This window comes from Neobacillus drentensis (genome assembly GCF_036965425.1).
GTDB lineage: Bacteria > Bacillota > Bacilli > Bacillales > Cytobacillaceae > Neobacillus > Neobacillus drentensis_F.
The window spans coordinates 1-12,648 of the sequence record NZ_JBALPP010000173.1 but is presented as its reverse complement, the minus strand read 5'-3'; the positions used below and the strand labels follow the sequence as shown (position 1 = coordinate 12,648).

The following is a 12,648-nucleotide window of genomic DNA, read 5'->3' as shown; positions in this document are numbered from 1 at the left end:
CTTTTTTATTTTTAGTAAAAATCAATTATTTCGATATTACTATGTAAATATTCAAACGATTAAAAAAGACATTTGTAAGAAAATTCGAATGTAAGGCCTCCTCTTTTAATAAAGTAAATATAGACGGGCGTAAAAAGACTTTTTTACCCGGAAAACAGCCAGTTCGGCAGATAAAACCACGTGCTTTTAATTAATAGGGAGGGGTAAAATGCTGCATATTGTAGCCTGTATCAAGCAAGTACCTGACACCAAAATTATCAAAATGAATCCAAAAACAAATACAATGGACCGCAGGACGGCGCCTGCGATCTTGAATCCTTATGATGCTCATGCGGTCGAAGAGGCCGTTCGGCTAAAGGAAAGGTATGGGGGAATCGTTTCCGTTGTCACGATGGGGCCGCCTCCAGCGGTTAACGCGATCAAAACGTGTATTGAAATAGGCGCAGATGAGGGATATTTAATCACCGACCGCCGTTTTGCGGGTGCGGATACATTGGCAACGAGTTATGCCGTGACAAAGGCGATTGAAAAGATTGCCAAAACGAGGCCGGTCGATTTGATTATTTGCGGCAAAATGTCCATCGACGGGGATACTGGGCAAGTCGGGCCCGGAATAGCGAGAAGGCTTGATATTCCACCGCTGACTTCTGTGAACAAAGTAGAGGAAATCAATCAGGAAGAAGGATATGCCATTGTCCATCGCAAGTTGGAGGACGGTTATGAAGTCGTCAAATCCTCATTGCCGTGTTTGTTTTCTGTTGAAAAAACCATCAATGAAGTGCCGTATTCTCCGCTTCCAAACATGATTAAAGCGGCTAGATACAAACCGCATATCTGGTCTGTTGATGACCTGGATGGGGTTGATATTAAGCAGCTAGGTTTGAAGGGATCCCCAACGATTGTTTCTAAAGTATGGGCTCCGCAAAAACCGGCAGGGGGAACTTTCTTTGAAGGCAACCCACGGGAACAAGTGGAGCAGCTGCTTTCTGTCGTACTCGAAAAGCGAGAACTGTTTGAAGTGAAGGGGGAAAAGTAATTGGATTTCCAAGATTACCAAGGTGTATGGGTATTCATTGAACAGAAGGATGAAGCGGTTGCTTCCGTATCCCTTGAACTATTGGGTGCCGGAAGGAAGTTGGCAGACAAACGGGGAGTGGAATTGGCGGGCATTTTAATCGGGGAAAATGTTAAACATTTAACACAAACCGTATTTGAATATGGAGCAGATAAAGTGTATGTCTATGACCAACCCATCTTTAAACATTACCGAACCGAATCCTTCATGAAGGCGCTGTTGGACTGCACGGAAAAATATAAACCAGAAATTATCCTTTTCGGGGCCACCTCAACGGGAAAAGACCTGGCAAGCGCGGTTGCCACCGATATGCCGACTGGGTTGACGGCGGATACGACGGAGCTGGATGTGGAAGAGGAAACGGGTTTACTCTTGGCGAGCAGACCGGCATTTGGCGGAAATATTATGGCGACCATTTTATGTAAAAAATACCGGCCGCAAATGGCGACTGTACGTTCCAAGGTCATGAAGGCGATGTCCCCTCAGCCAGGAAGAACAGGCAAGATCGTGGAAGAAACCATATCCTTAAAGGAAGAAGATATTCGTACAAAAGTCTTGGAAATTGTAAGGGAAACCGTTAAAAAAGTAAGAATTGACGAAGCGGACATCATTGTTGCCGGCGGAAAAGGATTAGGGAGCTTCGAGGGCTTTCAGTTAATTCACCAATTGGCGGAAACTGTTGGAGGAGCGGTCGGTGCCAGTAGGGATGTGGTGGAAGCCGGCTGGATTGAACACGCACATCAAGTAGGGCAGACCGGTGTGACCGTGACGCCAAAAATTTATTTTGCAATTGGGATCTCCGGTGCGATTCAACATATTGTGGGAATGAAAAATTCCGGCTTAATCATTGCCATTAATAAGGACAAAGAAGCCCCAATTTTTCAAAACTGCCATTATGGAATCGTTGGCGACGCCTTTGAAATCGTTCCTATTTTAATCGAACAATTTAAAAATGCTTTATCTAGAGAAAAGGTAAGGTAACACGGGGGACGTTTCTCCTGGCTTCCCAAAGTCCTCTCGTGAATCTTATAGGTGACGATGTGGGTCTTCTTAAACTATATGGAGAAACTTAAAAGATGACCCATGAAGATATCACACAATAGATCTTAAATGAATCTAAAAAACCCTTATTACTGTAAATTTCTTATACAATAAGGGTTTTTTTATTTTGTTTTTGCCACCATTTTTGATTAGTTAGGAAATCAACGTGCTAATTAATTTGTTGTTAAGAAAGTGGCTAATTCTTTGCTCTTTTGTTTTCTTTCCTTGCGCATTTTTGCTCGCTCTGGTGCAGTTTCGTGCAATTTTTTCTCTTCTTCTGTTTCAGGAATGACCTGGGGAACATGTGCTGGACGTTTATTCTGATCAAGTGCAACAAAGGTTAGTAGAGCAGTAGCTGCAATTCTACGTTCACCACATTTTAAATTTTCAGCAATGATCTTTACAAAAACTTCCATAGATGATGTACCTGTCCATGTCACATATGATTCAAAACAAACCGAATCTGATGTATGAATAGGGCATAAGAAGTCAACTGAATCGGTTGAAGCAGTAACACATTCCCTGCGACTATGTCGAGCAGCGGAAATAGACGCTACCTGGTCCACATCACTCAATAATCGTCCCCCAAATAATGTATTGTGGTTGTTTACGTCATTTGGAAATACACGACTTGTTCGTAAAACTCTTGATTCTCTACAAAATTTTGCTTCCATAGATATTCTCCCTCCTTAGTTTTCTGTCCTTAATTTAAAGATTTTAAATTCATTATGAATAGGATAAAGGAATTATCCGAATAATTAAAATTGCAAAAAAAAATATTAAAATATAAGGAAATTTCATATGGAAAAATATGTAATGTTCATAAAAATTCAATATTGAAGGTTCTTCAATGCTGTGCTTTGGTGGGCTTTTGTACGTAGTAAAACAATCATTTCTTGCCTTTTTGATCCATTCCGCTAAATGCACGTCTCCGAGATTTTTTACTTGAATTTCAGTTCAGTGGGTGTTATTGTTATTAAAAATAAATAGCGATAAACTTCTTATCCAGAGTGGTAGAGGGACAGGCCCTGTGAAACCCGGCAACCATCAGTCAAACTATTGACTTGAAACGGTGCTAATTCCTGCAAAGGTGATAACCTTTGAAAGATGAGAGGAAAGTATTTCATCATACCAACCTCTCTTTTAAACAAAGAGAGGTTTTTTGAATGGGAAGAAGGTTTATCGCTCTGAAGGAGCGATATTAAATGGAAAGAGCAGTGTTTGGTGCAAGCGAATTTTTTAGTCAAAAAGCATTTATTTCGGGATTTCGAGGGATTGAAAATGTTCGAACAGGACATTTAAAAGGTACAAATGTAAAGATAGTAGAAATATGGTTTAATCCTTGGAAAGTATCTTATGATAAAATAGTAGAATTGTTTTTTGATTTACATGACCCAATAACTAGAGAAGGTCATAAATTTATAAATGAGTCATTCATTTTCTTTTCTGATCTTCATCAATTAAAAGTAGCTAAGCAAAAGAAAAACGACCTTCAACAACTTAATAAAAATGAAATTATTACAGAAATTACTCCAGTATGGGAGCATATTAGCTTTTGAATTCATGATAGGGATGTGTACTATGAACTATACGACCGAGCGCACAAGGCGCCAAATCATACAGAGTTTTATGCATGTGCTGCAAACGAAACGATTCTCATCAATCACGATTCAAGATATTTGTGATGATGCGTTAATTCATCGCACGTCTTTTTATCGTTATTATGAAGATAAATACAGCCTGCTAAGAGATTTTATTTATCATTTATCTGAAGAGATTATTAAATTAAATAAGGAGTGCAATACTGACACCTTTAAATTACTGGTCGATTATGTAGATGAACATTTTGTGTTATTCGAAAATACGTTATTGGGGTCAGATGGGCATATTTTTTTCAAAAGCATGGTAAAAATTGCAAGTGATATTTTACGTGAACATTCAAAAACAGAGAATGATCCGATTTCAACAAAAATCAATCAGTCGAAGTATCCTGAGGTCATGTGTGACTTATATGCCACTTCCTTTATGACCATTTTACAGAATTGGGTGAGTAAAGAATATAAATACCAGAAAGAGGAGTTGTTCGAAATCTTTAACCAGGTCATGTTGTAATAATACAAATTGCTAATAATGTATTATTTTGATGCACTCGTTCCATTTTGCTTTTTGAACCCTTCCTATTCCCTTGTTATAGTGACTAATGTGAAGAGGGAATTCAATGATGTTTTGTTTTTTCTGAAAGAAGACCAATAGGAAAAATAAACATTTTATTAAAAATAGGAGGGAACAAGTACGGTGAGATCAATCATAAAAGGCCGTTGGGCTATATTTGCTTTATGGCTGATTGCAACAATATTGCTTACAGTCATTCAGCCCGACATCAACGCCATACTGCGGCAAAAGGGACAGCAAGGAACGGGGAATGGAAGCCCCTCGGTCATAGCGGACAACATCCTCAAAAAGATGGATACTATCAAGGGAACGAACAACCTTATCGTATTTTATGATAAAAATAAAATCTCTAATGATGAAATGAAAAAAATCGGGGATCAGGTAAAATCGATTAGCGATAGCCGCAAAGAGCTAGGTATTACCGATATGATCGATCCTTTTAGTATACCAGAAGCAAAAAGCTCTTTGGTTTCTAAAGATGGCACGACTCTTATGGTGAGTTTTAAGCTTGATAAGAAGTCAAGAGAAGTGGATGATATTAAAAAAGAATTTGATAGCAAGCTTAAAAAAGTACCTGTTAAGTACTATCTTAGCGGGGAGGATTTTATCAATAATGATTATCTAAAAGCTTCTGTTTCCGGAGTTGAGAAGAGCGCTGCATTGACCGTAATCTTTATTTTAGTTGTGCTTATTATTGCGTTTAGGTCAGTGGTGACGCCTTTGATTTCCTTAGTGACGGTGGCCTTTTCCTATCTTGTTTCCATGGGAATTGCCGCTCAATTAATTGATAAGGCAGGATTCCCGATTACAAGTCTTACCCAAATGCTCTTAGTGCTTATCCTCTTTGGTATCGGTACGGATTACAATATCCTTCTGTTTAATCGATTTAGGGAGGAACTATCCCATGGCCATTCGATAGATGAATCGATCATCAGAACCTATAAAACGGCGGGTAAAACGATTGCTTATAGTATTCTTACGGTGTTTATTGCATTCCTTGCCCTTGTTTTTGCGGAGTCACCAATCTATAAATCTGGTGTGGTTGTGGCAATCGGTGTAACGATCCTATTACTTGAAATTCTGACCTTAACCCCTTTCATGATGAAAGTTCTTGGCAATAAACTTTTCTGGCCTTCCAAGAATGCAGGCGGCGGTCATAAGGAAAACAAATTCTGGGGAGCAACATCCTCCTTTGCGATAAAGCGTCCATTAATAACGGGGATCCTTATCGTTTTAATCCTGGGACCGATGGTGTATTTCCACCAACAAAAGCTTAACTTTGATACGATTGGAGAACTTGGAAATCGCTATCCTTCTACAAAGGGCTTTCATATCATTGCGGACCATTTTGGCAAGGGCCAGGCAATGCCTGCGACTGTTGTCATTGAAAATAGTTCAGCATTAAATAATAATGAATCGCTTGCAGTTGTTGATAACGTAACGGAAAGCATCAAGGCTATTAAGGGAGTGAAGCAGGTTTCTTCTGTTACCCAGCCTCAAGGAAAACCAATTGATGGTTTTTATGTCGATAGTCAAATGGGATCGGTTACCGATGGCATTTCCAAAACGCAAAATGGTGTGGATCAAATCAATGATGGCTTAAAGCAGGCGCAAGAAAAGCTCGGATCAGCTGACTTTTCGAAGGTCACTCAAATGGTTGAGGGTACAGCAACGCTTCAAGATGGGATGAACGCCTTAACCAATGGATTAAAGCAAATCCAAGCTGGTATCGATAATGGGTCAAGTAATTCACAAACGATCAGCAATGGTATTGCAAACATCGAAACAAATCTCTCAAAGACCAGCAGCGGTATTGCCGTGTTAACTGAAAATTATAAAACCATGCAGGCTGGTTTCCAAGAGATGGGGAAACAATACCAAGCTGAAGCACAGAAACTTCTAGATGCAAAAAACTCACTCGCTTCCATGCAATCAATGGTGACAAAGCTGGGTCAGAGTTATGCAAATGCCAATAGTGATGAGAATTATCAGGCATTAAAGGAAGAAATCGATGACTCATTATCAAATTTGAGTCAGATTACGCCTGAAGGAATAAAAGTATTAAATGATAAGTACAATGCAGCAACTACCGGCTTTGCAGAAGCCAATAAAAATCTTTCAAGCATGAGCAGCGGTTTATCCAAAATGGCTGCAGGCTTGAAAGAAATGGAAGCAGGTCTTGGTAAAACTTCTTCAGGAATAGGTAAAATCGTAACGAATATGAACAAAGTAACGGATGGTCTTGGCCAAATGAAATCGGGTCAGCAGCAGCTGGCTGACGGACTCAATGGTTTCAATGTCTTTGGACAAAAACTATCGGATGTAAACGGCGGGTTAAAGCAAATTTCTGATGGGTTAGGGCAAACGAACGGTTTCTTAACGCAATATAAAGGAAATAAAACTTTCTTTATGCCGAAGGAAGCCTTGACGGACAAGGACTTTGAAAAATCTTTAGACGCTTTCATGTCCAATGATAGAAAAATTACAAAAATGCTGGTTGTTTTAAAAGCGGATCCTTATTCTCCAGAAGCTTTAAGTACCATTAATAAAATAAATGCAACGGTTGCCAATGGACTTAAAGGAACAGAGCTTTCCGATGCCAAGTTTGGTACAGCTGGCCCAAGCGCGACAACAAATGATACGAATGATATATTGAGCCGGGATTTAAATAGAACGACAACAATCGTCATTATCGGAGTTTTGCTCGTGTTGTTCTTTGTTATAAGATCTTTCTGGACACCGGTTTTCATCACGGCATCCCTTTTGGGAGCATACTATGCCGCCATGTTCGTGATAAACTATATTTTCATAGATTTGAAGGGGTATGAAGGGGTTTCTTCCTTCGTTCCGTTCTTCTCCTTTATCATTATTGTCGCCTTGGGAGTAGACTATAGTATATTCTTAATGATGCGCTTTAAGGAATACCCTCATATGTCACAGAAAGACGCCATCGTGGTGGCTTCTAGACATATAGGCGGTGTCATTATTGCAGCCGTCATTATACTAGGAGGCACTTTTGCCACACTAATGCCTGCTGGAATTATGGTTTTATATCAATTAGCGGTAGCAGTTATTACAGGACTGATTGTGCTTTGCTTTGTGCTTCTTCCAATCTTTTTGCCGGCGATGATTGCCCTTCCAGGTGCGCTAGCAAATTTATCTTCTAGAAAAAAGGAAAATGAAGTAAGTATAGAGGAAAAAGTAGTAAGGACCTAACTTCAAATAAAAAGCCGATTTACTTTCTATTTATATAGAAGAATCGGCTTTTTTCTTAATTATGGTTTGAATTTTTATAAATGTAAGTGGGACTTCAATAAAATCTTCCATATTTACTGTATATTTCTCCAATATTTTGATATACTTTATCCAAATATTTGAAGCATGAGGTACAAATTCGTGTCTAAATCTAAAATACAATTCTGGCTGATTCAAATTTTGCTTGTTTTGTCGATTATTTTCGTTTCAACCAAGATTTCATTTATGTTTAAGCCAATAGGGGTGTTTTTCTCAACGGTTTTCTTTCCAATTCTCATCACTGGGTTCCTTTATTTCCTATTGAATCCGGTTGTGAATTTTCTGGAACGCAAAAAACTCCCTAGAGTAGCAGCCATTTTGGTCCTATATGTTGTGTTTGCCGGTCTTCTTGTATTAGCAGCCGGAAGCCTAGTCCCTGCTGTTTCAAAACAAGCCACAGAACTTGCCAATGATCTGCCTGGCTTTGCTCATAAGACGACTGATTATGTTAATGATGTAATCAAGTCTTCAGAGTTTAAAAACTTCCGGAGTCAGCAAAGTGAAATGATTGATAATGTTCAGCAGCGGTTATTGGAGTATGCCAATACACTTCCAAACAAACTGACTAACATCCTTCTCGGCTTTTTTGGCATCGTCACTAACATTGCGATTATTCTTGTGACTGTTCCATTTTTATTATTTTATATGTTTAAGGATGGACAAAAATTTCCTAGAGCAGTATCAAAGTTCATTCCTTCCGATTACAGGGATGAGAGCTTAAAAATTTTAAAAGAAACAGGAGAGACCCTATCCGCCTACATTCAGGGACAGGTGGTGGTCGCCCTGGCTGTCGGAACATTAGCCTTTATTGGATACTTAATTATCGGCTTACGCTATGCATTAATCATGGCACTGATTGTAGCCTTCACTAACATAATCCCATATGTCGGGCCGATCATTGGTGGTGCACCGGCAGTGCTGGTAGGTTTCTTTGATTCACCTACAAAAGCTTTATTGGTAATCGTTGTAATCCTAGTTGCTCAGCAAATTGAAGGAAACTTCCTGTCTCCGATGATTCTAGGGAAATCATTGGATACGCATCCAGCAACTATTATCATTATTCTTTTGGCTGCGGGCAATCTAGCAGGCGTACTTGGGATGGTCTTGGCTGTCCCAACGTATGCTGTTTCAAAAACCATTGTTTTAAATGTAGTCCGATTTTTGAGAGCGAGAAAAGCGGCGAAAAGTATAGTAGAAGGAACCTGAGTCATTGACTCAGGTTCCTTTTTAGGTACATTCATTTTTTAAATTCATGTAATCGTTCATAAGTTTCAAGCAGGAAATCATAAAACAAAGCTTCGGTAGGAAGAAGTTTCCGTTGGGCAGGGTAGATGACACCGACTGATCGGGTGAGATTCTCATCAGATAATGGGATCATGACAGTGGAGCGGGGGGTATTATCCACCAAAGTCATCTCAGGCATCAATGCTACACCTAGTCCTGCTGAGACTAATCCTTTTAATGCATCAATATCTTTTCCTTCGAAGGCAATTTGGGGTGAAAAACCAGCATTATTACAAGCCCCAACAACCTGTTCGCGAAAAACAAACCCTTCTGGAAGAACACAAAATGGGTCATCCTTTAAGTCTCTTAACCTAATCGATTTCCGATCAGATAACGGATGATGAAGAGGGATGAGAGCAACGATATTTTCGGTAAATAGTGTAGCTCCTTTAATTTTTTTCTCTTTTTCCGGATTGGGCATGGGGGCAATCATGGCCAAATTAAATTCACCATTTATAACACCATCAATTAAATCATAATAAAGGGCATTGCTCATTTGAAATTTCGCTTCTGGGTACCTGGTGCGAAAAGCATAAATAATGAACGGCAAGGTATGAGCCGCCATGCTAATTGGGAATGCAATTCGAACGGTACCTTTTTCAGGGTTTAAATTTTCTTCTACTTCTCGCTTTGCATCCTCCATTAGATTCCATACTTGTTTCATTCTTTCAAAAAAAATTCTTCCTATTGGGGTTAACTTTACACTTCTTCCCTCACGTATAAAAAGTTTTACCCCCAATTCGTTTTCTAAATTGAAGATTTGTCTGCTTACGGATGATTGGGCAACATGCAAGGCGTCTGCGGCCTCTGTAACATGCTCTCTTTTTGCCACCTCTATGAAATACTGAATTTGCCTTGTCTCCATTTTTAAATCACTCCATTTAATGCGTAAAACGCATTAATTTCATCGAAAATTAAGATTGTAACTATTAATTAATAAATTATAAAATGAAAACACATTGAAGAAAAGGAATTTTCTTAATTTTTAGGCAGTGTTAAAGGTCATTGTTGATTTTGTAACTCTGTTGATTGGAACGGAAGGTGCGAGACTCCTGCGGGAGGACGGGGCAGGGGAGACCCCACAGGCGCTTCAGCGCCGAGAAGGCTCCCCGGACCGCCCGCGGAAAGCGAAGCACCTGGAGCGCAAATCAACAGCCAAGTTTAACACAGCCAATCTTAAAATAGATCTGGGGCTGAAAACTTATGAAAATGATGGAAAGAGTGGAAGAGAATCAAACACAAATTGTAAAGGAATACGTCAATCGTTTAATTAATAGTGTTCAGCTGCGTAATCCAAATGAATGGGAATTTCAACAGGCTGTTAAAGAAGTCCTTGATTCTTTAGTACCGGTCCTTGTGAAAAATCCAATTTATATCAAACTAGCAGTTCTAGAAAGAATGATGGAACCGGAGCGGATGATTATCTTCAGGGTCCCGTGGGTGGACGATAAAGGGAATGTACAAGTGAACCGTGGATTCCGTGTTCAGTTTAATAGTGCAATAGGACCATATAAGGGGGGGCTGCGGTTTCACCCTTCTGTTAACGCAAGCATCATAAAATTTCTCGGTTTTGAACAAATCTTTAAAAACTCATTAACAGGACAGCCAATTGGAGGCGGAAAAGGCGGTTCTGACTTCGATCCAAAAGGTAAATCTGATTTAGAAATTATGCGCTTTTGCCAGAGCTTTATGACAGAGCTAAGCAGACATATCGGGCCGGATATCGATGTTCCTGCTGGGGATATTGGGGTTGGGGCAAAAGAAATCGGTTATATGTTTGGGAAATATAAAAGGTTAAAAGGTGCTTATGAAGCAGGTGTATTAACGGGAAAAGGCATTGGTTATGGTGGAAGCTTGGGGCGCAAAGAAGCGACAGGATATGGCACCGTATACTTTGTAGAAGAAATGCTGAATTCTCAGGGATTAAGCTTTAAAGGGAGTACTGTAGCGGTATCTGGTTCGGGGAATGTTTCGATATATGCAATGGAAAAAGCATTGCAGTTTGGTGCTAAAGTGGTTGCATGCAGCGATTCAAATGGCTATGTGTATGATCCAAATGGAATTAACCTGGATACGGTTAAAAGAATAAAAGAAGTAGAGAATAAAAGAATAAATGAGTACGTCAAGGAACATCCAGATGCAGTATATCAAGAAGGGTGTTCAGGAATCTGGACGATCCCATGCGATATTGCATTACCATGTGCAACCCAAAATGAGTTAAATAAGGAAGCAGCAGAACTGTTAATTTTGAATGGGGTAAAGGCAGTCGGAGAAGGAGCGAATATGCCTTCCAACCTAGAAGCCATTGATACTTTTATGGAGCATAATGTTTTATTCGCGCCTGCCAAAGCTGCAAATGCAGGTGGTGTTGCAGTTTCAGCGTTAGAAATGGCCCAAAATAGTGCAAGGTTAGCTTGGACACAAGAAGAAGTGGATATGAAATTACAAGTGATCATGAAAGATATATATAGTAAGAGTATGAAAGCCTCAAAAGAATATGATGCCCCAGGAAATCTGGTTGTCGGTGCCAATATAGCAGGTTTCTTAAAGGTAGCAAATGCTATGATAGAGCAGGGAATTAACTAACTTCATGTTTTTGTCTTGTTGAAAGGTCACTGATTAGTGGCCTTTTTTGTTATGTACTATTATTCTGAATTCTCGCAAAAAATTTATATATGTAATTTACATATACAAGTAACGTGTTGTATAATATGTGTAAATTACATATATGAGTAAAAAACGTCATTAGGAATAAAAAGTTCATCATTTTAAGAATGGGGGCATTTTTGTGAGTGAGCAAGAGGAAATATTGCTGTATAAAACTTCTAATATTCTTAAGAAAGATACAAGCATGATGAAACTGAACGATATTATTGAGGAACTAGTGCAAATAATTGAATTAAATGTGAAGAATAACTCATAACAAGAATCCAATTAATAGAGTTTTCCCAAACACCCATGGTTGGCTATTCACATAAAATGCAATAGGCTAAATTTCGGGAGGGGAAATAGTGAGTTATTTTTTACCTGCTCAAAGTCAGCAACCACTTTTAATACATGTATCTTCTGGTCCAGACAGTGCAGGAAACGGCTTTTCAAATTTTGAAACATCGGTTTACCCTAACTTCTTTTCAGCTTTTGTGACCGCGGTATACCTGCAGCGGTACGGAACTCCAGTGACAATGTTTTTTAATGGAGAGGGTGTGAATGGATTAATTAAAGGAAGACTGGCAACCATGATTGGCAATCCTGAGGCGGAAAAAACGATTGCAGAACAATTAGGGATGTCCATACCTGATTTTCTCCATAGCGACCATCCACAAAATTTGTTGGAATGGGCACAGACATTTGTCCGCCATGGCGGGCAAGTGACCTATTGTGGAACAACCAATACATGGGCCGGAAATGCAAAATCCTGGTCCGATAATTCTAAAATGGAGTCGTTCGCCAACCCGCTGAATATTCAACAGGTAGCTGCTATTGTAATAAATAAAAATAGGAATTATATTGCTTTATAAAAATAAGATAACCCCAACAGCAGATGCTGTGGGGGTTATCTTGCAAAAAATCGTAAAAGGGACAATTCGTCCCTTTTTATTTGGATTCCTTTTAGCCTTTTCTCCCTTTCCTAAAACCCAAATAATAAACACCCAAACTATATGATACAAACCCGAAAATAATCATAATAACCTTCTTATGTAATTTCCACAGTAAGGTTAAATTGGAAATCAAAATTCCTTTTGTATGCAAATAATAGAGATAGACAATTAGTAGGGATAGGA

Annotated in this window: 11 protein-coding genes and 1 riboswitch; of the genes, 9 read left to right on the top strand and 2 right to left on the bottom strand. The window is 39.2% G+C overall.

The window, feature by feature from the left end:
* Nucleotides 1-208: 208 nt before the first annotated feature.
* Nucleotides 209-1,036, top strand: a complete 828-nt coding sequence (locus V7161_RS29180; RefSeq protein ID WP_335716270.1) for an electron transfer flavoprotein subunit beta/FixA family protein — start codon at nucleotides 209-211, stop codon at nucleotides 1,034-1,036.
* Nucleotides 1,037-2,056 (top strand): electron transfer flavoprotein subunit alpha/FixB family protein, encoded by a 1,020-nt coding sequence (locus V7161_RS29175; RefSeq protein WP_335716269.1) that lies wholly within the window; start codon nucleotides 1,037-1,039, stop codon nucleotides 2,054-2,056.
* Between the two features lie 233 nt (nucleotides 2,057-2,289).
* On the opposite strand, the gene V7161_RS29170 is transcribed toward V7161_RS29175, so the two are convergent.
* A complete protein-coding gene (locus V7161_RS29170; protein WP_335716268.1) occupies nucleotides 2,290-2,790 on the bottom strand; it encodes an acyl-CoA thioesterase in 501 nt (166 codons plus the stop codon).
* Nucleotides 2,791-3,114: 324 nt separating this feature from the next.
* Nucleotides 3,115-3,230: riboswitch (SAM riboswitch) on the top strand.
* A 91-nt stretch (nucleotides 3,231-3,321) separates the two neighbouring features.
* On the opposite strand from V7161_RS29170, the gene V7161_RS29165 reads away from it, so the two are divergent.
* The 4 genes from V7161_RS29165 (at nucleotide 3,322) to V7161_RS29150 (ending at nucleotide 8,788) form a co-directional block, all read left to right on the top strand.
* Nucleotides 3,322-3,675: a peptide-methionine (S)-S-oxide reductase gene (locus V7161_RS29165; protein WP_335716267.1), complete on the top strand. Its 354-nt coding sequence runs from the start codon at nucleotides 3,322-3,324 to the stop codon at nucleotides 3,673-3,675.
* 22 nt (nucleotides 3,676-3,697) lie between these two features.
* Complete coding sequence (locus V7161_RS29160) at nucleotides 3,698-4,228, top strand: TetR/AcrR family transcriptional regulator (RefSeq protein ID WP_335716266.1); 531 nt, start codon at nucleotides 3,698-3,700, stop codon at nucleotides 4,226-4,228.
* Nucleotides 4,229-4,411: 183 nt separating this feature from the next.
* Nucleotides 4,412-7,504: an MMPL family transporter gene (locus tag V7161_RS29155; RefSeq protein WP_335716265.1), complete on the top strand. Its 3,093-nt coding sequence runs from the start codon at nucleotides 4,412-4,414 to the stop codon at nucleotides 7,502-7,504.
* A gap of 180 nt (nucleotides 7,505-7,684) precedes the next feature.
* A complete protein-coding gene (locus tag V7161_RS29150) occupies nucleotides 7,685-8,788 on the top strand; it encodes an AI-2E family transporter (RefSeq protein WP_335716264.1) in 1,104 nt (367 codons plus the stop codon).
* A gap of 31 nt (nucleotides 8,789-8,819) precedes the next feature.
* Here the strand turns inward: V7161_RS29150 and V7161_RS29145 are convergent, their stop codons facing one another.
* Nucleotides 8,820-9,731: a LysR family transcriptional regulator gene (locus tag V7161_RS29145; RefSeq protein ID WP_335716263.1), complete on the bottom strand. Its 912-nt coding sequence runs from the start codon at nucleotides 9,729-9,731 to the stop codon at nucleotides 8,820-8,822.
* A 347-nt stretch (nucleotides 9,732-10,078) separates the two neighbouring features.
* Between V7161_RS29145 and gdhA the strand changes: the two genes are divergently transcribed.
* From gdhA to V7161_RS29130, 3 genes are all read left to right on the top strand, one after another.
* Entirely contained in the window at nucleotides 10,079-11,452 is a 1,374-nt protein-coding gene (gene gdhA / locus V7161_RS29140) for an NADP-specific glutamate dehydrogenase (RefSeq protein ID WP_420491689.1), read from the top strand.
* Between the two features lie 202 nt (nucleotides 11,453-11,654).
* Complete coding sequence (locus V7161_RS29135; protein WP_263297658.1) at nucleotides 11,655-11,789, top strand: hypothetical protein; 135 nt, start codon at nucleotides 11,655-11,657, stop codon at nucleotides 11,787-11,789.
* Between the two features lie 88 nt (nucleotides 11,790-11,877).
* Complete coding sequence (locus V7161_RS29130; RefSeq protein ID WP_335716261.1) at nucleotides 11,878-12,384, top strand: hypothetical protein; 507 nt, start codon at nucleotides 11,878-11,880, stop codon at nucleotides 12,382-12,384.
* Nucleotides 12,385-12,648 lie beyond the last annotated feature (264 nt).

What these genes read in the sequence shown, in the direction of transcription:
- V7161_RS29180 (WP_335716270.1), top strand. Translation starts at nt 209, where the DNA reads ATGCTGCATATTGTAGCCTGTATCAAGCAAGTACCTGACACCAAAATT.
- V7161_RS29170 (WP_335716268.1), bottom strand. Translation starts at nt 2,790, where the DNA reads ATGGAAGCAAAATTTTGTAGAGAATCAAGAGTTTTACGAACAAGTCGT.
- V7161_RS29165 (WP_335716267.1), top strand. Translation starts at nt 3,322, where the DNA reads ATGGAAAGAGCAGTGTTTGGTGCAAGCGAATTTTTTAGTCAAAAAGCA.
- V7161_RS29160 (WP_335716266.1), top strand. Translation starts at nt 3,698, where the DNA reads ATGAACTATACGACCGAGCGCACAAGGCGCCAAATCATACAGAGTTTT.
- V7161_RS29145 (WP_335716263.1), bottom strand. Translation starts at nt 9,731, where the DNA reads ATGGAGACAAGGCAAATTCAGTATTTCATAGAGGTGGCAAAAAGAGAG.
- gdhA (WP_420491689.1), top strand. Translation starts at nt 10,079, where the DNA reads ATGGAAAGAGTGGAAGAGAATCAAACACAAATTGTAAAGGAATACGTC.